This is a genomic window from Ancylobacter sonchi, from assembly GCF_018390695.1.
Taxonomy (GTDB): Bacteria; Pseudomonadota; Alphaproteobacteria; order Rhizobiales; family Xanthobacteraceae; genus Ancylobacter; species Ancylobacter sonchi.
On the sequence record NZ_JAHBGF010000003.1, the window covers coordinates 97,632 to 122,039 of the forward strand.

The 24,408-nt window shown below is 67.1% G+C and carries 25 protein-coding genes and 1 tRNA gene; 17 read left to right on the forward strand and 9 right to left on the reverse strand.

What is annotated here, in order from left to right:
- Window positions 1-92: 92 nt before the first annotated feature.
- Window positions 93-974, reverse strand: coding sequence for an ATP-binding protein (locus KHC28_RS00705; protein WP_214006424.1), 882 nt, complete (start codon window positions 972-974; stop codon window positions 93-95).
- Between the two features lie 197 nt (window positions 975-1,171).
- Between KHC28_RS00705 and yajC the strand changes: the two genes are divergently transcribed.
- The 5 genes from yajC (at window position 1,172) to KHC28_RS00730 (ending at window position 5,625) form a co-directional block, all read left to right on the forward strand.
- Complete coding sequence (gene yajC / locus KHC28_RS00710; protein WP_214006425.1) at window positions 1,172-1,513, forward strand: preprotein translocase subunit YajC; 342 nt, start codon at window positions 1,172-1,174, stop codon at window positions 1,511-1,513.
- Window positions 1,514-1,664: 151 nt separating this feature from the next.
- Entirely contained in the window at window positions 1,665-3,263 is a 1,599-nt protein-coding gene (gene secD, locus KHC28_RS00715; protein ID WP_214006426.1) for a protein translocase subunit SecD, read from the forward strand.
- A 17-nt stretch (window positions 3,264-3,280) separates the two neighbouring features.
- Window positions 3,281-4,267: a protein translocase subunit SecF gene (secF, locus tag KHC28_RS00720; RefSeq protein WP_214006427.1), complete on the forward strand. Its 987-nt coding sequence runs from the start codon at window positions 3,281-3,283 to the stop codon at window positions 4,265-4,267.
- Between the two features lie 93 nt (window positions 4,268-4,360).
- Window positions 4,361-4,738 carry an Mth938-like domain-containing protein gene (locus tag KHC28_RS00725; RefSeq protein WP_214006428.1) on the forward strand — a complete coding sequence of 126 codons (378 nt, stop codon included), beginning with the start codon at window positions 4,361-4,363 and terminating at the stop codon, window positions 4,736-4,738.
- An 11-nt stretch (window positions 4,739-4,749) separates the two neighbouring features.
- Window positions 4,750-5,625, forward strand: a complete 876-nt coding sequence (locus KHC28_RS00730; RefSeq protein WP_312893041.1) for a phytoene/squalene synthase family protein — start codon at window positions 4,750-4,752, stop codon at window positions 5,623-5,625.
- A gap of 33 nt (window positions 5,626-5,658) precedes the next feature.
- Here the strand turns inward: KHC28_RS00730 and KHC28_RS00735 are convergent, their stop codons facing one another.
- Window positions 5,659-7,083 (reverse strand): mannose-1-phosphate guanylyltransferase/mannose-6-phosphate isomerase, encoded by a 1,425-nt coding sequence (locus KHC28_RS00735; RefSeq protein ID WP_214006429.1) that lies wholly within the window; start codon window positions 7,081-7,083, stop codon window positions 5,659-5,661.
- Window positions 7,084-7,346: 263 nt separating this feature from the next.
- Here KHC28_RS00735 and KHC28_RS00740 point away from each other — a divergent pair, with 263 nt between their 5' ends.
- Together KHC28_RS00740 and KHC28_RS00745 are read left to right on the forward strand one after the other, a co-directional pair.
- Window positions 7,347-8,423, forward strand: coding sequence for an AI-2E family transporter (locus KHC28_RS00740; protein ID WP_214006430.1), 1,077 nt, complete (start codon window positions 7,347-7,349; stop codon window positions 8,421-8,423).
- A 126-nt stretch (window positions 8,424-8,549) separates the two neighbouring features.
- Window positions 8,550-8,626 (forward strand) — tRNA-Asp (locus KHC28_RS00745).
- Between the two features lie 14 nt (window positions 8,627-8,640).
- Here the strand turns inward: KHC28_RS00745 and KHC28_RS00750 are convergent.
- The 4 genes from KHC28_RS00750 to KHC28_RS00765 are packed head-to-tail and all read right to left on the reverse strand — an operon-like array spanning window position 8,641 to window position 11,597.
- Entirely contained in the window at window positions 8,641-9,885 is a 1,245-nt protein-coding gene (locus KHC28_RS00750) for a hypothetical protein (RefSeq protein WP_214006431.1), read from the reverse strand.
- Window positions 9,886-9,892: 7 nt separating this feature from the next.
- On the reverse strand, window positions 9,893-10,156 hold the full coding sequence (locus tag KHC28_RS00755; protein ID WP_214006432.1) for a hypothetical protein: 264 nt from the start codon (window positions 10,154-10,156) through the stop codon (window positions 9,893-9,895).
- A gap of 2 nt (window positions 10,157-10,158) precedes the next feature.
- Window positions 10,159-10,434 (reverse strand): hypothetical protein, encoded by a 276-nt coding sequence (locus tag KHC28_RS00760; RefSeq protein WP_246564115.1) that lies wholly within the window; start codon window positions 10,432-10,434, stop codon window positions 10,159-10,161.
- Window positions 10,431-11,597, reverse strand: a complete 1,167-nt coding sequence (locus KHC28_RS00765) for a DNA polymerase III subunit beta (RefSeq protein WP_214006433.1) — start codon at window positions 11,595-11,597, stop codon at window positions 10,431-10,433. The genes KHC28_RS00760 and KHC28_RS00765 overlap by 4 nt, the downstream gene beginning before the upstream one ends.
- On the opposite strand from KHC28_RS00765, the gene KHC28_RS00770 reads away from it, so the two are divergent.
- From KHC28_RS00770 to KHC28_RS00800, 7 genes are read left to right on the forward strand one after another with little or no spacing between them, the layout of a single operon-like run.
- Window positions 11,578-15,045 (forward strand): phage tail length tape measure family protein, encoded by a 3,468-nt coding sequence (locus KHC28_RS00770; protein WP_214006434.1) that lies wholly within the window; start codon window positions 11,578-11,580, stop codon window positions 15,043-15,045. The two genes, KHC28_RS00765 and KHC28_RS00770, sit on opposite strands and share 20 nt — an antisense overlap.
- Window positions 15,046-15,064: 19 nt before the next feature.
- Window positions 15,065-15,751 (forward strand): hypothetical protein, encoded by a 687-nt coding sequence (locus KHC28_RS00775; RefSeq protein ID WP_214006435.1) that lies wholly within the window; start codon window positions 15,065-15,067, stop codon window positions 15,749-15,751.
- Complete coding sequence (locus KHC28_RS00780) at window positions 15,738-16,316, forward strand: hypothetical protein (protein WP_214006436.1); 579 nt, start codon at window positions 15,738-15,740, stop codon at window positions 16,314-16,316. Before KHC28_RS00775 ends, KHC28_RS00780 begins: the two co-directional genes overlap by 14 nt.
- Before the next feature lie 16 nt (window positions 16,317-16,332).
- Complete coding sequence (locus KHC28_RS00785; protein WP_214006437.1) at window positions 16,333-16,716, forward strand: DUF6950 family protein; 384 nt, start codon at window positions 16,333-16,335, stop codon at window positions 16,714-16,716.
- The gene (locus KHC28_RS00790) at window positions 16,713-18,848 is read left to right on the forward strand and encodes a phage tail protein (RefSeq protein WP_214006438.1); all 2,136 of its coding nucleotides are present in this window, start codon (window positions 16,713-16,715) and stop codon (window positions 18,846-18,848) included. The genes KHC28_RS00785 and KHC28_RS00790 overlap by 4 nt, the downstream gene beginning before the upstream one ends.
- Window positions 18,849-18,908: 60 nt before the next feature.
- Window positions 18,909-21,059 (forward strand): hypothetical protein, encoded by a 2,151-nt coding sequence (locus KHC28_RS00795; RefSeq protein WP_214006439.1) that lies wholly within the window; start codon window positions 18,909-18,911, stop codon window positions 21,057-21,059.
- A 9-nt stretch (window positions 21,060-21,068) separates the two neighbouring features.
- On the forward strand, window positions 21,069-21,845 hold the full coding sequence (locus tag KHC28_RS00800) for a hypothetical protein (RefSeq protein WP_214006440.1): 777 nt from the start codon (window positions 21,069-21,071) through the stop codon (window positions 21,843-21,845).
- A gap of 26 nt (window positions 21,846-21,871) precedes the next feature.
- On the opposite strand, the gene KHC28_RS00805 is transcribed toward KHC28_RS00800, so the two are convergent.
- Complete coding sequence (locus KHC28_RS00805; RefSeq protein ID WP_214006441.1) at window positions 21,872-22,084, reverse strand: hypothetical protein; 213 nt, start codon at window positions 22,082-22,084, stop codon at window positions 21,872-21,874.
- 362 nt (window positions 22,085-22,446) lie between these two features.
- Between KHC28_RS00805 and KHC28_RS00810 the strand changes: the two genes are divergently transcribed.
- Entirely contained in the window at window positions 22,447-23,157 is a 711-nt protein-coding gene (locus KHC28_RS00810; RefSeq protein ID WP_214006442.1) for a glycoside hydrolase family protein, read from the forward strand.
- 15 nt (window positions 23,158-23,172) lie between these two features.
- Here the strand turns inward: KHC28_RS00810 and KHC28_RS00815 are convergent, their stop codons facing one another.
- Entirely contained in the window at window positions 23,173-23,391 is a 219-nt protein-coding gene (locus KHC28_RS00815) for a hypothetical protein (RefSeq protein ID WP_214006443.1), read from the reverse strand.
- Between the two features lie 116 nt (window positions 23,392-23,507).
- On the opposite strand from KHC28_RS00815, the gene KHC28_RS00820 reads away from it, so the two are divergent.
- Window positions 23,508-23,882 carry a hypothetical protein gene (locus KHC28_RS00820; RefSeq protein WP_214006444.1) on the forward strand — a complete coding sequence of 125 codons (375 nt, stop codon included), beginning with the start codon at window positions 23,508-23,510 and terminating at the stop codon, window positions 23,880-23,882.
- A gap of 3 nt (window positions 23,883-23,885) precedes the next feature.
- Entirely contained in the window at window positions 23,886-24,170 is a 285-nt protein-coding gene (locus tag KHC28_RS00825; RefSeq protein ID WP_214006445.1) for a hypothetical protein, read from the forward strand.
- Here KHC28_RS00825 and KHC28_RS00830 read toward each other — a convergent pair.
- Window positions 24,160-24,387, reverse strand: coding sequence for a hypothetical protein (locus KHC28_RS00830; RefSeq protein ID WP_214006446.1), 228 nt, complete (start codon window positions 24,385-24,387; stop codon window positions 24,160-24,162). The two genes, KHC28_RS00825 and KHC28_RS00830, sit on opposite strands and share 11 nt — an antisense overlap.
- Window positions 24,388-24,408 lie beyond the last annotated feature (21 nt).

Here is a 24,408-nt window from a genome sequence, read left to right on the forward strand (position 1 = left end):
CCCCGCCTTTCGCTTCCGCCGGTCCTTCCGAACCCGGCAACCTCGCAACCGCGCCCCGCCGCAAGGCTGGGCGCGGTCTTGTTTTATGCGCCTCAGCCCTCGTTCAGCGCCACGCCGAGGCGGCCGGCGAGATCCTGCACATATTGCCAGGCGGTACGGCCGGAGCGAGCGCCGCGCGTGGTCGACCATTCCAGCGACTCGCGGCGCAGCGTCTCCTCGTCGACCGGCAGTTTGAACCGGGCGGCGTAGCCGTTCACCATCGCCAGATAGTCGTCCTGCGAGCATTTGTGGAAGCCGAGCCACAGGCCGAAGCGATCCGATAGCGAGACCTTCTCCTCCACCGCCTCGCCGGGATTGATGGCGGTGGAACGCTCGTTCTCCATCATGTCGCGCGGCAGAAGGTGGCGGCGGTTGGAGGTGGCGTAGAAGATGACGTTCTCCGGCCGGCCCTCGATGCCGCCCTCCAGCACCGCCTTCAGCGACTTGTAGGAGGTGTCGTCGTGATCGAAGGACAGGTCGTCGCAGAACACGATGAAGCGGAACGGCGCCGGGCGCATCAGGCTCATCAGCGCCGGCAGTGTCTCGATGTCCTCGCGGTGGATCTCGATCAGCTTGAGCGGCGGCAGCCCGTCGGCGGCGAGCTCTGCGTTGATCTCGGCATGAGCCGCCTTGACCAGCGAGCTCTTGCCCATGCCGCGCGCGCCCCACAGCAGCGCGTTGTTTGCCGGCAGGCTGCGGGCGAAGCGGCTGGTGTTGTCAACCAGCTGGTCGCGGGTGCGGTCGATGCCCTTCAGGAGCTCCATCGCCACGCGGCTGACACGCGGCACCGGCTCCAGCCGGCGGCCCTCGGCGTGCCAGACATAGGCGTCGGCCACGGCGAGGTCGATGGAAGCGGCGGCCGGCGGGGCGAGGCGGTCAAGCGCATCGGCGATGCGCGCGAGAACGGCTCCGAGATCGTCCGGGACTTGGGTCATGATGAGGCTCCTTGGCGGAGCCGGCATAGCCATCCCGGCGCGGCTATACAAGCACAACCGTAACGCCGGTTACGCTATTTCGCAGACGTGACGTCACGGAGCGCTGACGGCGTTTGCATTCGGCAGGCGCGTCAGTATAGTCCGCGCCGCTTCGCCGGGCCTGTTGCCCGCCATGTTTTCGACGGACAAGGAACACCATGTTCATTACGCCCGCTTATGCTCAGGTGCCCGGTGTCGGTGGCGGTACCGACATGCTGATGTCGCTGCTGCCGTTCGTGCTGATCTTCGTGATCATGTATTTCCTCATCCTGCGCCCGCAGCAGAAGAAGGTTAAGGCCCACCAGGAGCTGGTGAAGGGCATCCGCCGCGGCGACACCGTGGTGACCTCCGGCGGCCTCGTCGGCAAGGTGGCGCGCGTGGTCGACGACAACGAGATCGAGCTGCAGGTCGGCGAAGGCGTGAAGATCCGCCAGCTGCGCGGCATGATCTCCGAAGTGCGCGCCAAGGGCGAGCCGGCCAAGGAGGACGGCGCCTCCTGAGGCGCCGCTGCCGCGCAGGTCGCGAGACCTTTCGCGGTGAGACCATGCTCCCGATGGTGGGATCGGGAGCGCTTTATCGCGGTCGGGCGCGCCAGCCCGACCGGCAGGGGCTTCAGCGGCGCGCTTGAAGCGGGCGGCCGGAAAGAACGACATGCTCTACTTTTCCAAATGGAAGGCGCTGGCGATCGTGGTCATTTCCGCGATCATCTGCCTCATGGCGGTGCCCAGCCTGTTGTCGCCGTCCGCCTATGAGAAGCTGCCCGGCTTCCTGCACCGCAAGATCGTGCTCGGCCTCGATCTGCAGGGCGGCTCCTACATCGTGCTCGAAGTGCAGCAGAACGACGTGCGCCAGATGCGGCTCACCCAGCTGCGCGACGATTCCCGCCGGCTGCTGCGCGATGCCAAGATCGGCTTCAGCAACGTCGCCATCCAGGGCGACGCGGTGATCGTGCGGCTGCGCGACTCCAATGATTCCGCCGCCGCGCTGACCAAGCTGCGCGAACTCGCCCAGCCGATCGGCGGGGTGGTCTCCGGCGCCGGCCAGCTCGACACCGACGTGTCGCAGGACGGCGACGCCATCCGCATCGCGCCCTCGTCCGCCGGCCTGCAGGCGCGCACCATCCAGGCGGTGTCGCAGTCCATCGAGATCATCCGCAAGCGTATCGACCAGCTCGGCACCACCGAGCCGTCGATCCAGCGCCAGGGTGCCGACCGCATCCAGGTGCAGGTGCCCGGCCTGCAGGATCCCTCGCGCCTGAAGGCGCTGCTCGGCCAGACCGCGCAGCTGACCTTCCGCCTCGTCGACACCTCGGTGAACCCGCAGCAGGCGCTGCAGGGCCGTCCGCCGGCGGGCACGCAGGTGCTCACCTCGCAGGACAACCCGCCGCAGCCCTATGTCATCGAGGACCGGGTGCTGGTCGCCGGCGAGGACCTGACCGACGCGCAGCCGGGCTTCGACCCGCAGACCCGCGAGCCGGTGGTGACCTTCCGCTTCAACACCAACGGCGCCCGCCGCTTCGCCGAGGCGACGCAGCAGAATGTCGGCAAGCCGTTCGCCATCATCCTCGACAACCACGTGATCTCCGCGCCGGTGATCCGCGAGCCGATCCTCGGCGGCTCCGGCCAGATCAGCGGCAATTTCACCGTGCAGCAGGCCAACGACCTCGCCATCCTGCTGCGCGCCGGCGCGCTGCCGGTGCCGCTGCAGGTGGTGGAGGAGCGCACGGTCGGCCCCGGCCTCGGCGCCGATTCGATCCGCTCCGGCGTGATCGCCTCCGTCGTCGGCGCGATCGCGGTCGCCCTGTTCATGATCGCCACCTACGGCCTGTTCGGCATCATCGCCGTGGTGGCGGTGGCGGTGAACGTCGGCATGATCTTCGGCGTCCTCGCCATGCTGGGGGCGACGCTCACCTTGCCGGGCATCGCCGGCGTGGTGCTCACCGTCGGCATCGCGGTCGATTCCAACGTGCTCATCTATGAGCGCATCCGCGAAGAGGCGAGGGCGGGCCGCTCGGCGATCTCCGCCATCGATGCCGGCTTCTCGCGCGCGCTGGCGACCATCCTCGATTCGAACATCACCACCTTCATCGCGGCGGCGGTGCTGTTCTATATCGGTTCCGGCCCGGTGCGCGGCTTCGCCATCACCTTCGGCATCGGCATCATCACCACCGTGTTCACCGCCTTCACGCTGACCCGCCTGATGGCGGCTGTCTGGGTGCGCTGGAAGCGCCCCCAGCGCGTGCCGATCTGAGAAAGGCGACAGCCCAAATGCGTCTGCTCCGCATCGTCCCGGACGATACCAAATTCGACTTCATGCGCTTCCGGCGCATCAGCTTCCCGATCTCGGCGCTGCTGTCGATCGTCGCGCTGGTCGCCTTCCTGACCGTCGGGCTGAATTTCGGCATCGACTTCAAGGGCGGCACCCTGCTCGAGGTGCGCTACCCCAACAACACGCTGAACATCGCCGATGTGCGCTCCAAGCTCGAAACGCTGGAGCTCGGCGAGGTGCAGATCCAGGAAGTCGGCAATGACGGCGAGGTGCTGATCCGCGTCGCCCAGCAGCCGGGCGGCGAACAGGCCCAGCAGGCGGTGGCCGGCAAGGTGCGTGCCGCGCTCGGCGACGCGGTCGAGTACCGCCGCGTCGAGGTGGTCGGCCCGCGCGTGTCGCAGGAGCTGCTCAGCTACGGCATTGTCGGCCTGATCGCCGCGGTGTTCTGCATCCTGGTCTATTTGTGGTTCCGCTTCGAGTGGCAGTTCGCGCTCGGCGCCTCGATCGCCAACTTCCACGATATCGTGCTGACCATCGGGTTCATGGCGATCTTCCAGATCGACTTCGACCTGACCAGCGTGGCGGCGCTGCTGACCATTCTCGGCTATTCGCTGAACGACACCATCGTCATCTACGACCGCATCCGCGAGATGCTGCGCCGCTACAAGAAGATGCCGATCGACGAATTGCTGAACCAGTCGATCAATTCGACGCTGTCGCGCTCGGTGATCACCCATGTGACGGTCACGCTGGCGCTGCTGTCGCTGGTGCTGTTCGGTGGGCGGGCGATCCACTCCTTCTCGGTGACGATGATGTTCGGCGTGGTGCTGGTCGGCACCTACACCTCGATCTTCATCGCCTCGCCGCTGCTGATCTATCTCGGCGTCACCACCCGCACCATGGCGGAGAAGGATGCCGAGGCGAAGGCCGCCAAGGCCGAGGGCAAGCCGGCAGGAAAGCCCGAAGGCAAGCCGGCGCGCCCGTGACCTGACCCCTGCGAAGCGCCGGGAGCGGCGCTTCGCTCCCGGTGCCGCGCATTCCGCGCCCGACCATCGGGCCCAAAATATCGAGCCGACCACATGGCCACGCCCGTCGCCCATCTGCCCCGTCAGGTGCCCATAGACGGCTATGGCGCCGGTTTCTTCCATTTCGCCGGCATGGCCTCGGAGGGCTCGATCCTCGCCTTGCCGAGCGGCATCCATGCCTGGCCGATCGCGACCGTCGGCGAGATCGACGCCGCCGCGCTGGCACCGGTGCTCGCCGAAAGCGCCGCCATCGACATGCTGATCATCGGCACCGGCACCGAGCTTTGGGCGGTGCCGGACGCGCTGCGCTGGCGGCTGCGCGATGTCGGCATCGGCATCGACGCCATGCCGACGCGGGCGGCGGCCTCGACCTATAATGTGCTGCTGGACGAGGGACGCCCGGTGGCGGCGGCCCTGCTGGCCGTGCGCTGAGGGGCTTCGAGGTGGACGCGCCGGACGCCAATATCGGCTATTGCACGCAGCTGGTGCGCGAGCTCGACCGCGACCGCTACGTCGCCAACCTGTTCGCGCCGGAGGCGGCGCGCGGGGCGCTGATGGCGCTGCATGCCTTCAATATCGAGGTGTCGCGCATCCGCGAGGCGATCACCAATCCGCTCGCCGGCGAGGTGCGGCTGCAATGGTGGAGCGATGCGCTGATCGGCGACGCCCGCGGCGACGTGAAGGCCAATCCGGTGGCGGCGGCGCTGATCGACACCATCAACCGGCACAGCCTGCCGCGCCCGACCTTCTTCGCGCTGATCGACGCCCGCATCTTCGACCTCTATGACGACGCGATGCCGACGGTGAACGATCTTGAGGGCTATGCCGGCGAGACCTCCTCGGCGCTGATCCGGCTGGGCACGCTGATCCTCACCGGCGCCGCGCCGGGCGGAGGCGGCGAGCGGGCGCTCGCCGATGCCGCCGGCCATGCCGGGGTCGCCTATGCGGTGACGGGGCTGCTGCGGGCGTTTCCGCATCATGCACGGCGCGGACAGTGCTACGTGCCGCTCGACCTGCTGAAGGCGCATGGCGTCGGGCGCGAGGCGGCGGTGTCCGGGCAGGCGACGCCGGGGCTGATCGCCGCGCTGGCCGACCTGCGCAACCTGGCGCGGCGCCACTACGAGCAGGCGATGGCGGCGCTGGCCGGCGTCGAGCCGGCCAATTACCCCGCCTTCCTTCCGCTGGCGCTGGTGCCCGGCGATCTCGCCCGCATGGCGCGGGCGCACGACCCGTTCACCCGGGTCCCCGCCGTTTCCGTGCCCGGACGCATCTGGCGGCTGTGGCGCGCCTCCCGCGGCTTCGGCAACGGCGTCCGCTAGGGGAGGCGTCTCCCTCCGGCGGAGGGAGACCGTTCAGGCGCGGTTGTAGACGTCCTCGAGGCGGACGATGTCGTCCTCGCCGAGATAGGAGCCGGTCTGCACCTCGATCAGCTCCAGCGGGATCTTGCCGGGATTGGCGAGCCGGTGGACGCCGCCGAGCGGCAGATAGGTCGATTCGTTCTCGCGCACCTCGAACACCTTGCCGTCCAGCGTCACCTCGGCGGTGCCCTTCACCACGATCCAATGCTCGGCACGGTGATAGTGCTTCTGCAGCGACAGCCGCCCGCCCGGCTCGACGACGATCTTCTTCACATGGAAGCGCTCGCCGCGGCAGACCGTCTGGTAGGTGCCCCAGGGCCGATGCGCCTTGAGATGCTCGCTGGCGGCGTTGTGGCGCTCGGTCTTGAGCTTGGCGACCAGTCCCTTGACGTCCTGGGCGCGGTCGGTCGGCATCACCAGCACGGCGTCCTCGGTGGCGATGACCGACACATTGTCGAGCCCGATGCCGGCGACCAGCGGACCTTCCGAGTGGAAGTAGGAATTGCGCGAATCGAGCAGCGTCACCGGACCGCGGGCGACGTTGCCAGTCTCGTCGCCCTCGGCGAGCTCGTGCAGCGCGTTCCACGAGCCGACATCCGACCAGCGGAAGCGGCCTTCCACCACGGCGGCGCGCTTGGTGTGCTCCATCACCGCGTAGTCGATCGACTTGGAAGGCGCCCCGGCAAAGGCGCGGGTGTCGAGCTTGATGAAGCCGATATCCTCGATGGCGGTCTCCACCGCTTCGCGGACCGCCTCGACCATATCCGGCTCGAAGCGGGTGGCTTCCTCCAGCAGCAGGTTGGCCGGAAAGAAGAAATTGCCGGAATTCCAGAGATAGCCTTCCGACAGGTAGCGGATGGCGGTGGCGGCGTCCGGCTTCTCGACGAAGGCCGCGATCGGGCGGGCGCCGCCGGCGCCGACCTGACTGCCCGGACGGATATAGCCATAGGCGGTCGATGGCTCGGTGGGGGTGATGCCGAAGGTGACGATCTGTCCCTCGGCCGCCGCCAGCGCCCCGGCGCGGCAGGCGTCGAGGAAGAGTGGATCGTCGAGCACGACATGGTCGGCGGCCAGCGCCAGCACCAGGCAGCTCTCGCCATGCAGCTTCTGGGCGATCAGCGCGGCGGCGATCAGCGCCGGGCCGGAATCGCGGCGCATCGGCTCCAGCGCCACCGTCACCTCCATGCCGATCTCCGCAGCCTGGCGGCGGGCGAAGAAGCGGAAGTCCTCATGGGTGATGACGATGGGGGTGGTGAACAGCGAACGGTCGGACACCCGCTTCAACGTCTGCTGGTAGAGGGTGTGCGATCCGGTGAGAACCTGGAACTGCTTGGGCAGGCTGTCGCGCGAGACCGGCCATAGCCGCGTTCCGCTGCCGCCGGCAAGGATCACGGGAACGATCGGGGAGGGACTCAGCATGGAAAAGGTTCTCCGATAGGGCGCGACCGGCAGGAGGGGCTGCCTGATTCGATTGCGGTCGCCCTGTCGCACAAAGGCGACAGCGCGGCAACATGCCGGATTTCCGTCCGTCGGCCAAGCGTACGCGGTGTGCCGCAGCGGCGCGCCCATCGGATTCGCCATTGCCGGCCGGCGGGGGAAGGGGAACCGGGCCGCCGCCGGCGCGTTGTGAGCCTCGGGCGAGGTGCAGCATCGGGCGGGCGCAAGTGAACATTCAACGCGGCATGAGCGATCTCCTGCAGTCCCCGAAACCCTTGCGCGCCGAGCTCGTCTGGCTGCGGCTGTCGCAGATCGCCGCTATCACGCTGGCGGTGCTCGCGCTGGCGGGCGTGCTCGTGGTGGCGCGGGCGGTGCTCATTCCCATTGTCGCTGCCGTGATCATCGGCAGCGTCATCGGCCCGTTCATCGAGGCGCTGGCGCGGCGGGGCATTCCCTCGCCGGTGACGGCCGTACTGATCGTGATCGTCATGGTGGCGGCGTTCTATGGCGCGGCGACGCTGCTCGCCGGCCCGCTGGCCGAATGGATCGAGCGGATGCCTGAGATCAGCGAGACGCTGCGCGAGCGCTTCGCGGCGCTGCGGCCGGCGGTGCAACGCATGCTGTTCTTCGTCGAATCGCTCGAATCGATCGGCCGTACCGCCGAGCGACCGATGACGGTGAGCATTTCCGATTCGCGGATGCTGGAGAGCGCCATCGGCCTGGTGACGCCGGCGCTCGGCGCCTTCATCCTGTTCGTCGGCTCGCTGCTGTTCTTCCTCGCCGGGCGGATCCAGATCAAGCGCAAGGTGGTGCGGGCGATCGGCCCGCGCGCCGGGCGGCTGACCGCGCTGCGGGTGTTCCGCGAGATCGAGACGCGGCTCGGCACCTATCTCGTCACCGCCACCTTCATCAATGCCGGCCTCGGCGTGGCGACGACCCTGCTCGCCTGGGCGCTGGGGCTGCCGACGCCGGTGCTGTGGGGCGTGCTCGCCGGGGTGCTGAACTACATTCCCTATGTCGGCCCGGCGATGATGACGCTGGTGCTGGCGCTCGTCGGCCTCGTCAGCTTTCCCGGCCTGTTCGAGGGGCTGTTGCCGGCGGCGCTGTTCGTAGTGCTGACCTCGATCGAGGGGCACCTGCTGACGCCGATGATCGTCGGACGGCGGGTGTCGCTCAACCCGTTCGCCGTCTTCCTCTCCATGGCGCTGTGGACCTGGCTGTGGGGCCCGATCGGCACCTTCCTGTCGGTGCCGTTGCTGATCGCCGCCATGGCGCTGGTCGACGCGCTGCTGGCGACGCAACGCCCGCAACTGCCCGGCTGATGGCCCTCGCGCGGATCTGTCCACAGGCCGCGGGTGACGGCGCCGACAAGGGTGCTTGACACCCCCACGCCGCTGCCTTAACACCCGCCTCACTCGACGGGCGGTCCACACAGTGACCCGGTCGTTGGGGGTGTAGCTCAGTTGGTTAGAGCGCCGGCCTGTCACGCCGGAGGTCGCGGGTTCGAGCCCCGTCACTCCCGCCATTCAAATCAATGACTTAGCTGTCTTCCCCGTCCCGCCATGACACTTGTCTGGCCGGCGCCATGATACTTTTCCCCCCGATCTGTTCTTTTTTGATCCGCTCGCGGCCGGCTTTGCGCGCTTCGTCGACCTGTCGCACGGTGGCGACATGGACGGGATTATAGACCTTCTGCAGGCGGCTGGAGGCGGCGAGGGTGTTGGCCATTTTGGTTGATACCGAGGACGCCTGAGCGCCGCCGGCAAAGGCTTCGACTGTGCCAGAGCGTCGCATATCGGCGAGCGTGCGCTGATCGTCCTCGCCGAAGACGGCGGCGCGCACAACGGCAAAATCCTTGCCGAGTTTGTCCTTCGTGTAGGGGCGGGGAAGCCACGTCCGCCCGCCCTTGACCGTCGGCAGGACGTGGCGGGTCCGAAAGATCGCTGCCGCATCGAGCACGTCGAACCCCAGTCGGGCAAGATAGGTGTCGAGGATCGTCTCAGACCACCGGCTAAGGGTCGCGGCAGCTGCGCGACCCGTCTTCGCCCGGTCGAGATCGAAATAGCCGCCCGTGGCGTCGGCACGGCGCTGGGCGGGCGTCAGGCTGCGGACGTCGATGGGGGACAGCTGGGAATCCCACGCGACAGCCATGCACGCGGCCAAGCCCCGATACCCCATGCGCCACGCGCGCTGAACGAGCATCTTCACCTCGCGATCGTTCCATGTCGCCTGGCGAGGATCCGGGGCCGTGTTCGCGAAGGCGAGGGAAGGGTCTGCCGCCGGATCGCACAGGCGCATGGCGCCCATCTTCTTCCAGAGCGCACGCCAGACCTTGATGACGCGGAAGGCTTCCGATTCGGACACGCGCTCGCGAACCTTGGAACGCAATGCCTGCATAATCTCGGGCGTGACCGAGCGAGGATCATCGTCGCCCAGCGCGGGCTCGATCCATTTCCATGCGCGAGGCCAGTCGTCCCGGCTCTCCTGCTCGGCGGTGCGGGACTGGCCGGCGTCGCGCCTCTCCTGTGCGCGGATCGCCCGCGCGCGCATATAGCCCTCGCCGATACTGCCGCGGGGAAATGTCTTGCGCGTCACGGTCGGCTCGATGCCGCGGCGCAGCCGATCCCACTCCTCATTCAGGCGAAGGGCTTCCGCTCTGTCGGCGGCGGTGAGAGTCGCGCCAAAGCTGCGGAGGGCGAAACCCTTCGCTCGCATGGCTGCGGTCGGCCTCCAGCGCCATTTGCCGCACACGAAGACTAGGTAGCGGATCTTGTCGGTGCCCACGTGCGGCTCACAGGTTGGCGATCCGGGAGAGTGCTCCCTCGCGAGCGTCGCGCGCCTGGCTTGGCGCGGTCAAGTGCGAGCGTTTGTCCATCCATGCGTCGATGGCCTTGAGGTCGAACATGCCCGTCGTGGGATCCGGCAGGGGAAAGCCCCGGTTCATGAGAGCCGGGAGCTTGGCCTCGAATTCGTCGATGGTCAGGTGCAGGCGGCGGGCCGCCTTGCTGGCGGGCACGTCGCGCGGGTCGATGGGGAAACGGACGTGCTGCGCCATGGTCAGCCTGCCTTACTTGGCGGCTGGGAAGAGAGGGCCCGTCTGATGTGCGACGCGTACGCGCCGACAGCCTTCCAGTAAGCGGCCATCGGCCCCTTGTTCTGCCGCCAGCTTCGCTGAGCGCGCTCGCGAGCGTCACGAGCGACATCGCGAAGGATCTCTGCCAGCAGAGTGCGGGCCTCAGGAGGAAGCTCGGAAATGCGGGCTGACGCCGGCAGAGCCAAGACGGGATTGCGAACCGCGGGGAGGTTGCTGCGCTCAGCCATGGTCGCGCTCATGCCGCATCCTCCTCCGGCGGGGCCGGGTGCTTGGGGTTGATGGGGGCGACGCAGGCGATGATCTGGTCATCGTCGAGATTGCGGATGCGCGTGTTGCGGCCCCTGGTGGCGTAGATCTCAATCCGGCCGCGCCCAACCGCGTCGATGGCGCGGGCGAGATAGGTGACGTTGATGCAGCTGTAGGCTTCGCCGCGGCTCTCGATCAGTTCGACGCGCTCGGTGCCGCCGATGCTGTCGATGGCTTCCTCAAGCGACAGCGACATCTCTTCGTCGCCTTCACCCCACCGCATGAGGATCGGCCGCTTGTCGTCGCCCGCCATGCCGGCCAGCCGCTTGATGGCGGCCGAAAACAGGCCACCCTCGACGGTGGCGCAGGGGCCGTCGAAGGCCGGCACCACGCGCTCATAGGGCGGGAACCGGTTCTCGATCAGCTTGGTGGCGTAGTGGATGCGCGGCGAGCCAAGCGATTGCGCGGTGAGCACGTTGGTGCCGGCGGAAATCTCCAGCCCGGCATCGCCCATCTTGAGCAGATGCTCGACCGAGGGAAGCGGGATCATGATGCCCCGTGGGTGCCCGCGCCCGGTGCCCGAAGGCAGTACGAGCTCCGGCAGGAGGTCGCCGCCGGGCGGCATCGGCGCGTCAGCACCGAGCAGCACATAGCCATTGCCGGCGACACCCCACAGGGCGGCGCCGTCATCGCTCTTGTGCAGGTAGACGCCCTCCAGATAAAGCCGATCCGGCATGTCCTTCGCCGCGGCGGGTCGGGGCAGGTCGAAAAGCCGGATCACCTCCTCGGGCATCAGCGTGAAGCAGGCGGCGGCCTCGCCGGGCTCGAACATCTCCGGGAACTGGTCGACGGTCAGGTAGGGCGCCTGGTAGCGGCTGCGCCCGGCCCTGATCACCGCGACGGCCGGGCCGACGTCGATGCTGACCTGCGAGCCCTCGGCGAAGTCCCGAACCATCTTCTGCAGCTTGTCGGCCGGGAGGGCGATCTCGCCCGGCATCTGCACCTCGGCCGGCACGTCGGTCTCGGCGTAGGCGTCGAGGTCGGTGGCCGCGAGCGCGAGGCGCTGGCCGGCCTCAGCGCGAAAGCGGATATGGCTCAGCGCCGGGATCTTGGCGCGGGAATTGGCCAGATGACCAATGCCCGCAGCTGAGCGCAACGTGAATGTGCGCCTCGCCGTGCTCGACGGCGGCCGGGTGAAGGCCGAGTTGCAGGCGGTCGGCACCGCCGGCGCGAGCGCCATGGACGCGCTCACTGCCAAGATCGGCTCGGTGCGCACCGAGCGCCTGACCTCCGAGCTCGTCAGCGCGGAAAAGGCGCTGCGCTCGCTCGGTGCGGCTTCCGCCCCGGTGACGGCGCAGCTGGCCAATATCGGCACGGCGGAAGCCAAGCTGCGCAGCATGGGGCAGGCCGCCGCCGATGCGACCCGCCGGCTCGACGAGTTGCGCCGCTCCGGCGACCTCGCCATGGCCCGCCTCACCGGTACCGTCGACGGCATGGCGCCGGGGTTGCTCGCCTCCCGCAACAGCGCCGCGCAATCGGCACTGTCTTCGCTCGGCACCACCTCGGCGCCCTTCGCGGCGCAGATGTCGGCGCTCGACCGGGCGAATGCGCAGCTGCGCTCATTGGGCGCGACCTCGACCCAGACCATGGGCGAGGTGACGGCGTCGACCAAGCTCGCCAACCATGAAATCGGCCTCATGGGCCACCAGTTCATGGATCTCGGCGTGCAGATGGCCAGTGGGCAGGGCGTTTTCCTGCCGTTGATCCAGCAGGGCGGGCAGCTGGCGGGTCAGTTGGGCGATCGCGGGCTCAAGGGCGCGGTGAGTGCGCTCGGCGAGGGATTGCTCGCCTTCGTCACCAACCCGGTCAACCTAGCCGTGCTCGGTTTCGCCACCGTGGCGGCCGGCGCGGCCTATTTCTTCTCCTCGATCGAGGATGGCGGGAAATCTGCCGAGGACGTGCTGAAGGAGCATGAGGCGCTCGTCGGGCGCATCCGCGACCGGTACGGCGAGGCGCAGTCGAGCCTGCGCGAATATGTCAACGAGAGCGACCGGTTGCAGCGCCGCGAGGCCGAACGGAATCTCTCCGCCCTGCGCGGACAGTTGTCGCAGCAGGCTGACAGCGTCGTCAGTCAGCTCGGCCTGGTGACCAAACCGGTCGCGCCGGAGGCCTTTGGCAACATCGCCACCGGCTTCGACGATCCGGTCTTTGTCATGAGCGACCGCTATGCGGCGTTCCGGCAGCAGATCGACGACCTGCAGAAGTCGGTGGCGGCCGGAAACCCGCGCATCGTGCAGTTCCGTGAGGAGGTCGAAAAACTCGCCGAGGCGAACCCCAATCTACGGCCGGTCGCCGACGAACTGCTCAAGATCACCGACGCAGCCTCGCAGACCGAGCGATCACTGCCCGGTGCCAAGGCGGCGATTGACGCCATTGCCGATGCGGCGCGCGATGGCGTGCCGGGCATGCGGAGCTTCCGCGACAGCCTGAAGGCGATCACCGACTATGTGCCGGCGCTGCAGCGTCAGCGCCAGGTGATGGAAGATCTGCGCATTATCGACGGCAACCTGCGCAACGCGCTGGAGAAGAACAGCGAGCAGGGAGGCTCGGAAGGCGCCATTGCCGCCCGTGCCGCGGCGCTGGAAGAGGCGGCGCGTCGCGCCCGTGAGGAGGTGCTCGGCGTTGCCGACGCCCAGCGCGCGGCGCAGGCCTATGAGCTCGACCTGCGCGAGATCAATGCCCGCACCGTGGCGCAGCGCGCCGCCGTGGCGGCCGACCGGGCGCGGGCCGATGCCCTGAAGGATGCCGCAACGGCGGCAGAGACCGACGCCGCCGCCCAGCGTGCCGCCGGCGCGGTTTATGCCGAGGCGGCACGCCAGCGGCAGGATGCGGAGATCGAGCGGGCGCTGTCCGTGCAGGAGCGCTTCGCGGCGAGCCGGCTGGAATTGCAGTCGATCAGCGCCAGCGTCGCGGAATTGGAAAAGCTGCGCTACGCGCTTGAGGCCGAGGCGCAGGCCCGCCGTGAGGCGTGGCAGGAGACCGGATCGCTGACGATCTCGGCGGACCGCATCAAGCAGATCAAGGCCGAGGCCGAGGCCTGGGGGCAGCTTCAGGAGGCGATCAGCCGGGCGCGGCTGCAGCAGGATCTTATCTTCGAGCGCGAGCAACTCGGCCGTAGCGAGATCGATCAGCAGGTCTACGGCACGATGCGCTCGGCCGGCCTGCTCGACGAGAACGGCGAAATCACCGGCGTCTATAACAAGGCGATCGCGGCGCAGATCGAGCTCAACGCCAAAGTCGCCGAGATGCAGGAGCTCTGGCGCGGTACCGGCCAGCAGATCGCCTCCGCCTTCCTCAATGGCGGCGATGTCGGCGCGGCGCTGCTCGACCGGGTCAAGTCGGTCGCCAGTGCGCAGATCGGCAAGACCATCGATGACGGCATCAGCAAACTGATCTCCGGCGCCATGCCGGGCCTGCTGCCCGGGCTCGCCAAGGTCGGCCCGCTCGGATCGAGTGCCGACAACGCCATGTGGGTACGCTTTGCCGAGGGAGCGGGCCTGACCGGTTTGCTCGGTAAGACGGCCAATGACAACAAGGCAGGGACGTTCGATCGCGGCGGTGGCATCGGCTCGGATGCGGTGGCTGGCGGAGAGGTCGCCGACTACATCAAGAAGGCGGCGGCGGCGCGCGGCATCGATCCGAATGTGGCTCTTGCCGTTGCGAAGTCGGAAGGGGGGCTGAACAGCTGGAACCTTCAGTCGCAGGTCATGAAGAATGGCGTGCAGGAGCCATCCTTCGGGCCGTACCAGCTGTATATGGGCGGAGGTCTGGGCAACGATTTCCTGAAACAGACCGGGCTCGACCCCCGCCTTGCTTCCAATGGCCCGGCCGGCGTCGACTTCGCGCTCGACTATGCTGCCAAAAACGGCTGGGGAGCGTGGTATGGCGCCAAGAATAGCGGTATCGGCAACTGGGACGGCATCGCTTCTTCGGCGAGTACCATCACAAAAGGCGCTCAAGACCTGGCGAAGGCGACGACCGATGCCGCGTCTGCCGGCTCGGGGTTCTCCACCGGCCTCGGTGACGTCACCAAGAACATCATTGGTGACCTCGGCAAGGCCGGCTCCGGAGCGGTGAGCGCCGCCGGCACCACGACCGGCGGCGGCCTCGGCGGCCTCGGTAGCCTGTTCGGCAGCGTGCTCGGCATGGTCGGCAAGATCTTCGGGTTCGACGAGGGTGGCTTTACCGGCGGCAAGCGCGGCAAGCTGGCCGGCATGGTGCATGGCGAGGAATTCGTCTTCGACGCCACAGCGACCAGCAATATCGGCGCGTCCACCCTCGAAACCATCCACCAGATGGCCAAGAAGGGGCGCCGCGTCGGTGCGGCGCCGCTCGCTGCGCTCGCTTCGCAGGGGCGGGAAGCGGCGACGGCCGGCGCGGCCAGCGGTGAGCGCGACAAGGTCGACATCAACATCAACCTCGCCGGCGCCAATGGCGACGAGGCGATCGCCCGCATCTCCTATGCGGCGGTGCAGAGGGGCATCGCCGAATATGACGCGAACCTGCTGCCTAACATCGAAGAGAAGCAATTCCGTGCCGCCTGACGGCGGGTAGGAGCACCTCATGCCGTCGCCCGCGATCTGGCCGCATATCCTGCGGCCAAAGCGGGCGCTCTTCCGCATCGTGCCGATGACCATGACGGGTCCGCTCTCGCCGGCGGGCCTGCAGCAGGGCATCGGCACCGATGCGGGATATTGGAGCGCCACGCTGACCTTCGGCCTCTTCACGCCCGATCAGATGCGGGAATGGGAGGGGTTCCTCGCCTCGCTCGACGGGACGCTGGGGGAATTCATCATCCCGGTGTTCGCCGAGGATCTCGCGCCCGCGCTGCCCGGCTATGGCGTCGATATCGGCGGCATCCCATTCGGCGACGGCGCGATGTTCGCCGACGGAGCGGGCCATGTGCAGAGTACGACCCGCTTCACGCTAGCCGAAAACGCCGCGTTGCGGGCGACGCAGATCACCGTCAATCGCGAGCTCGGCGGCGATCTGCGGCGCGGCATGAAGTTCTCCATCGACAGCCGGCTGCATATCATCACCAGCCTGCCGCAGATGGAGGGTTCATCCTCGACTTTCGAGTTTCGACCGCCGACACGCGCCGCGTACCTCGCCGGCGCGTCGGTCGAGTTCGGCCACCCCTCTTGCCGTATGCAGCTCGTCAGCGATGACGAGGGCGGGCTTGAGCGCATTGCCCGCTCGCCGAGCGAGGTCTCGATCCAGCTGCGGGAGAGCGCCCATGGACTTTCCTGAGGCCATCGAGGCCTATCTCGACGGCCGGGAAATCCGCTTCGCCCCGCTGGTGCGCTTCGACTTCCAGTCGGGCATCGTGCGCTGCTGGCCGGGCTTCGGGGCGGTGCAGACCAATGACGGGGTGCTATGGGGTGGCACTCAGAACATGGGGCGCCTCGGCACGATCAAGAAATCTTTCGACGGCAGCGCACCGCAGCAGACTTTTTCGCTGTCCGGCGTCGATCCGACGTTCTGGGTCAGGGCGAAGGCCTCGGCGGCTGAGTATTACGGCCGGCTGTGCTTCGTCTATCTGCAGTTCTTCGACGAGCATTGGCAGTGTCTCGACCTGCCCATGCCCTTCGCCTGGTGGCGGATGCAGTCGCTGTCGATCGAGCGGATGCGGGCCGGCAGCGGCTTCCAGCGGACCGTCACGCTGAAGGCCGAGCTTCCGACGGTGATGCGCGGGCGGGCGGTCAATGGCAGCTGGACCGATCGCGACCAGCAGGCTCGCTTCCCTGGCGACCGGGCCTGTGAGCGGGTGCTCGGCATGACCAACCGCATCATCGTGTTCCCCGAGATCTCGTGACGAGGGCTCGCGGGCAATGCTGGCGTCCTATCTGCGCGAGCTCGCGCGCCACCCGCATGTGTGGGGCGAGCGGGATTGCATCCTGATCGTCGCCGACTGGTGGCGGCTCAATCACGGCCTCGACCCGGCGGCCAGCTGGCGTGGCACTTATCACGACGAAGAGGGGTGCCGCGCCCGCCTCGCCGAGCGGGGCGGCCTCTTGCGCGTGGTGCGTTCGGCGATGCGCGAGGCAGGCGCGCGCCGGACCTTCGAACCTATCCTCGGCGACGTCGGCCTGGCGCGGGCCGGTGATGTCATCGTCGGTGCTATCGCGCTCGGTGGCGGCCGGTGGATCGGCAAGAGCCCCGAGGGCATTGCCCGCTTTCGTGCCCGCCATGTCATAGCCTGGAGCCTTCGATGAAACTGCGTCGCCTGCTGCTAGCGTCGACGGCGCTGCTGACCGTGCTCGTCGCGGCGCCCCGTCCTGTGAAGGCCGAGCCGCTTTCGACCGCGCTGGTGCTGTCGCTCGGTCCGGCATTCGGCACTGCCGCCGGAGGGCTGACGGCGCTGGGCACCATCGCCTCGGCGGCGATCACCGCAGGAATCACCTATGGCATAGGTGCGCTGTTCGGTTCGAAGTCCTCGGCGCCGACGCCGTCGGATATCTCCGGTACCTACAAGCAGGATATTCCCTCGCGCATGGGGCATCTCGGCCGCCGGCGCGTGGGTGGCAGCTGGCTATTCGCCGAGGTGAAGAACGGCACGCTGCACCAGGTGCTCGCCCATGGCGACACCGTCGTCGATGGGTGGGAAAAGACCTTCATCGACAATAACGAGGTCGAGCTCGACGGGTCGGGATGGGCAAGTGGCGAGCCCTATCCGGCCAACGTCATCCGCGTGCAGGACCGGCCGGGGACGGTCGATCAGACCGCCTTCGACGATCTTATTGGCGCCTTCCCCGGGGGGTGGACGGCTGATCATCGCGGGCGCGGCATCGCGCTTTCCTACATGCAGTGCCATCCGGTCGATCAGGATGACGTCGGTAAGGTCTACCCGAACCGCGTCCCGACGGTGAACCGGATCGGTCGCATGGGAAGCTGCTATGACCCGCGCACGGGGACGTCGGTATGGACGCGCAACCTCGCCCTGCATCTGGCCGAATACCTCACACGCGAGGATGGGGCGCAGATCGCGCCGGAATACATCGACAATGCCCGCCTCGCCGCCGCTGCCAATCTCTGCGACCAGGCGGTGCCGATCAAGGCTGGCGGCACCATTCCGCGCTATCATGGTGGCCTGTCGTGGTCGTTCGATGAAACGCCGGCCGGACCGATCAAGCGGCTGCTCACGGCGATGGATGGCATCATCGATCTCGTCGGCGACGGGAAGCTGGCGATCGACGCCGGCATGTATGTCGAGCCGGACGTCACGATCCCCGATCGCCTGATCCTCGACTATAATCTGAGCGACAGTTCCGGGCCGCTGCGCGAGGCGAACGAGGTTCGCGTCAAGTACAGCCATGTCGCCGCCGACTATGCCGAGGCCGACATGGACCCATGGCGGAACGAAGACGACATCTCGTTCTCCGGGCAGCGCAAGAAGCTTCCCATCGAGGCGTTCGAGATCGAGCATCACAATCACGCGCGGCGCATCGCCAAGATCGCGGCAGCCGAGGCGGGTTCGGAACTGCAGGGGTGGATACGCTGCGCCTTCCCCGCGATCCGCGCCTGGGGCAAGCGGTGGGTGCGCTTCCAGATTGCCGAGGCCGAGGTCGACCTGCCTTTCAAGGTGCGTAGCGTCGAATTCGATACCAACAGCAAGGAATTCACCTTTCAGGTCGTGGCGATGGGCGCCGAGGCCTATGCCTTCGATCCGGCGACCGAAGAAGGTGAGGCGCCGCCGGTGCCGGAACCGCTTTCCTCGGCGGCCGTCGACCCGCCGGCGGACGTCGTCGTCATCACCGGTGCGCGCGAGGTAAGCGCCGGCTCCTATGTGCCGACACTGGAAATGACATGGAGCACCCTGCCGCGGCCGTCGTCGACCGCTCAGGCGCAGATCTCGCCGGCGGGCACCGACCAGTGGACCGATATCACCATGGTCAAGAGTGGCACTGAAAAGTACCGCAAGGCCGTTGCCGAAACCGTCGCCGACAACACCCTCTACGACCTTCGGGTGCGCTGGCGGACACCGACATCGAACTGGACCACGGTGCCGGGCGTGAGGACGGAGTCCGACCCGACACCGCCGGACGTGCCGACCTTCGTTCGCGTCAACCTCTCCGGTACCGACGGTGTCGAAGTGCTCTGGAATGCGCCAAACAATAGCAATTTCAAGGGTGTGAGGATCTACCAGGGCACGACGTCGAACCCGGCGCTCGCGACCCTGCTGAGCCCGCCGGCCTGGGGCGCCCCCTCCTCATCCGGTAGCCGCGAGATCGAGGATCTCGACCCGGACGATTATTACTTCTTCGTCGCCTCGATCAATGGGAGCTCGAAGGAGAGCGCCCGGGTTCCCTGCCTGGGCAACCCGATCGCCATCGAAGAAGAGCCCTGATCTTCTTGCCACCCTCCCGCCAACGGCCGCCGCAAGGCGGCTTTTTTATTGGACATCATCATGGTCGACTTCCCGCATGGGGGTGGCGCCACGATCTGGCGCGACTTCAACGAACTTGGCAATCCGGCGAGCAAGCCGTGCGAGCCCAAGAAGCCGGAAATCCGCGATTGGACAGGGGTGGTTGAGGCCAACATCAACGCCGCCCTGGCCGGAACCGGCGACCCGGCGGCGATCGCCACGATCCTCGATGGTCTGGAGGCTACCGAGGCTGCGGCGAACAACGCCACCGAACAGGCGGCGGCTGCCACCACAACCGCGAACGCCGCGTCTGATGCTGCGGATACTGCCACCACCACGGCGAACGCTGCGGCTGAGGCCGTCGCCCTGAAGGCCGACAAGTCCGTCACCGTATCGGCAGCCGGCCTGTTGTCGGGCGGCGGGACGCTCGACAGTCCCGTGACGCTCACCGCGCCGCGCGCCACCTCCGAGCAGATCGCCGCCGGCGCCACCGCCGGCATCATGACGCCGGCCGACGTCAACACCATGCTCGGCCCGGTCGTGGTCTCTACGGAGAAGGACTTTGCGACCGCGATGGTCGAGAGCGTCACGCAGCTCATCAGTGCCGACGGCGCCCGGATGCTGCAATTTGATCTCTCCGGCAACATGCTCGGCGTCTCCATCGTCACCGAATATGATTTCGCCTCGTCGCTAGACGATGAGCCGGCGGTGCTCCTATCGTCGGACTACGCCGAACTGCAGAAATACGGCACAGAATCCGGCCCGGACACCTACCTGAAGCCCTATGTATCTGGCACACAGCTCCGCGCGATCGGGCAGACCGACTACCTGCTGCACGAGATGGGCAGCAAGTCCGTGCTAGCTACCTACGCCGTCTCTGACGACTACGTCACGGCCATCATCAACATGCCCTCGATCGGACCGGCCACGGCCTACAAGGTCGTGCCGGACCTGCCCTGGCTGTTTCCCGCCGAGCGGCGGGTCCTGCACATCGCCGTGCTGATTGGCCAGTCGCTCGCTGAAGGCAGCCACAGTGACGTCAACCCGACGCTTACCGGCCAGACCCGCGATGGCGCGCTGATGCTGAGCCTGTCGGGCTATACTGACGTGCGTCTCGGCCGCTCGCCTACAGCCGTGACGGCCATCTCGGGATCCGAGATCATCGGGTTCGAGCCGCTGACGCCCAAGCCGTCGGTGACCAGCACGCAATATGTCCAGACGCTGCTGGAGAGCATGGCGTTCACGCTCGCCGACGAGGTGGAGACGGCGATCCCGGCTCACCTGGTCAGGACGCTCTACATCTGCTCGGGACAGGGTGACACCGCCTATGCCGCCATGGCGGAAGGCACGCCCTGCTTCGAGAACGTCATCACCGCCGTGACCAGGGCCAAGGAGCTGGCGGCGGCACAGGGCTGGTCGGTGGTGGTGGACGCCATCATCCTCAAGCATGGCGAGGCGGACGCCAGCAGCCTCACCTACAAGGCCGACCTCGTCACCTGGCAGGCGGCTTACGACAGGCGTCTGCGTGCCGTCACCGATCAGGCGGCGGCCATCCCGTTCATCATGCAGATGCCGTCCAGCTACAGCAACACGGACAGCAACAAGCGGGCCGTGACGGCCATGCGCGAATTGCACCGCGAGAACCCGCTGTTCCACCTCTCGGGTGCCGACTACCCGCACCTGGCGCACTACCACACCGACTACATCCACTTCACCGGCCCCGGCTATCACGAGATCGGCGAGGATGTCGCGCGGGCCTACCAGCAGGTGTGTTGGACGGCGAGCGCCAAGAGCCAGGTGCTCGACATGATGACGGCGAGCCGCTCCGGGCTCGACATCACGGTGGAGATCGACGTGCCGGTCGCGCCCATGGTGTTCGACACCGTGCAGGTGCCGGAACGGGACGTGAAGGGCTTCGTGGTGCAGGACAGTGCCGGTACCTACACCATCTCCAGCGCCACCATCGCGGATGACGGATCGGCGACCGGCATTGGCAAGGTCGTGCTGACCCTGGCCTCGGCCCCGACGGGAGCCGGGCTTGCCGTGCGCTACGCCTGGAGCGGCCATTCGGGCGGGCGCACCGCCGCCACCGTCCCGCGCGGCAATGTCCGCGACAGCGCTCCCGAGGTCAGCAGCTATGACGGCTCGCTTTCCCCTAACTGGTTGATCCCTGCCGTAATCAACGTCACCTGAGGACTACTCATGCGCTCCCTGCTTAAACTGCCCACCGAGCTTCCGAACTGGAATGGCGCGCGCGTTTCTCGCAGCCCGGAGGGGGTGGCGCTCGCCGGCATTCCCGACTGGCTGGTGATGGTGCAGCCGGAATATGCAACGTCGGATGGACTGCTCAACCGCGCCGCCGTCGGCAAGGGGGCCCCGCTGCGCAATCCGACCGGTGCCCCGCCGAGCCCTGGCCAGACCTTCCCGAATGGCCAGCCGGCCTTCGCTCCCGGCTCCAGTGGCGGGGTGCTCATCAACTCGGAAGACTATGTCGATGCCAACGTCAATGTCGGCGATTTCACGGTGTTCGCGACGCTCCTGCGCACCGCTGCTACCGCGCCTTACATCTGGGATCCCCTGACCTCTGCGACGGTGGGCCAGCGCTCATTCTCTCTCGCCATCCAGTCGACCACCCATCTGCTGGTCGTGCGTCAGTTCTCGGGCGGCTTCACCACCACCGCGATGACCGGCGTAGAGGTGACGGTCGACGTGCCGCACTTGGTGATGATGAGCTATTCCGCCGAGCGCGGCCTCACGCTGCGCCAGGACGGCGTTCAGCGGGGCAACAGCGCCGCTGGAGGAGCGATCAACCGTCCGGCCGCGATCAGCCAGATGGGCAGCCTCCTCAACGGCTCGTCGACCTTTGCGGTGCGCTACGGCCTCTCCGGCATCATCAACCGCGATCTCACCAAGACGGCGAACGCGGCCTATCTCGCCCAGTTGGAAGGCTACCTGAAGACCCGTTACGGCATCACGTAATCGGCAGAGGTTTTAGGTGCTGACGCTTAGCCTTCGCCCACGCCGACGGCATTGGAGGTGTCGGCCATCACCGTCTTCAGCACGTAGAGCGCGGCCTTCACGGCCTCAACCAGAGCCTCGTTGAGAGGGCCGATCTCGGTGGCAGGACCGAACTCACCGCCGTTCGCCTCCTGTTCGGCGATCACGGCCGCGTCGATCTTCTTGATGATGGCGTCGATATCGGGCGCGCTCTTCGGCATTCCCCTCACCCAAGGTCAATTACGTGGATACCTTGCAGTCTATGCGGGTGCGCGGGCGTGTTGCAACGCAAACGTTCTATGACTGTGTGTGTTTTCGTAGCAAGTTTGATCGCGGCGCAAATGCTGACCCCGGACCGCAGACGGCCGGACGCGCTGGCTCAAAACGCGTCCGGCCTAGACCTGCGCCCAATGCGCTCGGGGCGTAGCGGGCTACAGGCCATCCCTGAAGGTGGTGGCCGGGCACGGTCCGTATGCCCGGCCAGACCTGCTGAGGCTCGGTGTTTTCCAGCAGGCCATCGGTAGACTGTGCACCCCACCACGCTGCCCTTCAAGGCGGCGTTTTTTATTTCTGGAGCACGAACATGAACACACGTGAGCTGCAGACGCAGCTGACGGCGCTCGGCTATGCGCCGGGGGCCATCGACGGGCAGTGGGGTAAGATGACGGAGGCCGCAGTTGTTGCCTTCCAGCGTGCGGCCGGCCTCTATCCCGACGGCATCGCCGGTCCCAAAACCGAGAAGGCACTCGCTGCCGCACTGGTAGCCCTGAATGCCGCCGCACCGTCGCCGGCGCCGGCGCGCCAGAGCATGAGCGCCATAGGGCTGGCGGCGCTGATCGCCCGCGAGGGGCGCAAGCTCACGGCATACAAGGATAGCGTCGGTGTCTGGACTATCGGCATCGGCCACACCTCTGGCGCCGGCGCGCCGGTCCCCTATGCCGGTCTGACGATCACCGCGGCGGAAGCCGACGCCATCTTCGCCCGCGACATCGTCAAATACGAGGACGCGGTGCGCGACGCCATCAAGGTAGGGTTGGCAGACCACCAGTTCGATGCGCTGGGGTCGCTTTGCTACAACATCGGGCCCACCGGCTTCGCGGGAGCCACCTTCGTCAAGCGCATCAACACCGGCGACACACCCGCCCGGATCCGTGCCGCCATCCTTATGTGGCGAAAACCCACCGAAATCCTGTCCCGCCGCACTGCCGAGGCGGACCAGTTCGCCACATCATACTCCACCTCACTGCCCAAGGCCCGGTCGACCGACGCCCGGCCGGTCAGCATGGCCGCGTGAGGCGCACAGAATCCATCAGTGTGCGGGACGGGCGAAAGCGGCTCCATCAAGCTCTCGACCGACATCGGACGTTTTGTACTCGCGAAACACAAACCACCCGTCGGCCTCCAATCTCTCGAGCTCGTCCTGTCGCTCCTTTTGCGTCGGACAACGGTCTTTGATCGCGATCCACATTGCATCGCTGCCGCCGGCTTCAAATCGGCGCAGGTAGTTTGTCTTGGTCTCACATTCCATCTTCGCCTCCTAAAGGGGCCGGTTTCATATCCGTGCCAACCGGCCTGCGGCCGAATTGGTTTCACCTCGGGCAAATTTTCTGAGCCCAGGGGCATCTCCCATCAGAGAGGAACGACATGCTTGCGTCCGACAAGGCCGCCACGGCCGTGCTTGCCCAACTGATGCCCGCCATCGCCGCAGCGACGCACCAGGCGGTGGCGCAGACCGCATCCGGGCTCGGCGGCGCCGACACCGCGGTGATCGCCAAGGAGGTGGCCAGGGCGGCTACCGACACCATCATCAACCAGACGAACAATGAGCCGTGGTACCTGTCGCGGGTGACGCTGGGCGCGCTGCTCGCCTTGGTCGGCGGGATCTACTCGCTCGGGCTTGACTTCGCCGACGGCGCGCCGCCAAGCGTCGACAGCTTGACCTCGCAGCTGACGGCCATCGTCGGTGCCGGCACCGTGCTCTATGGCCGGTGGGTGGCTCGCAAGCCGCTCGGGGCATAGCCGATGCGGAACGAGCCGACCGAAACCGTTGTCCTGTCCGTCTCGCGAGAGGAGCTTACCGACCTGATCGAGAAGGCGGTCCGGCGCGGCTTTGCCGATGCCGGCCTCTATCTCGAGGACAAGGAGGATCGCGAGGAATCGCGCAAGGATTTCTGGTTCCTGCGGCGCTGGCGAAGGGCGACAGACGGGGCGGCGGCGAAGATCGGCTATACCGTGCTCGCTATCCTCACCGGCGGCGTGCTCATCGTGATCTGGGCGGGGATCCGGGCGCATGTCCTCAAGCAGTGAACGTACTCGCTCGACCTATGATGCCGCGATCGAGATCTTTCATGCGCGCTATGATTGCCTCCACCAGGCCCGGGTGCTGGTTGTTGCCGCTGCTGATCGCGCAGTGTTCGATGAACCAACAGGGCGGCTGCAGGTTGAGAGGCGGCACAATGCCGTCATAGGCGATGTTGCAGAGCTGCGAGTGTTCGCTGCGACTATCCTCACTGCCTGTGATCAAGTCGAATGTTTCGATGCTTTG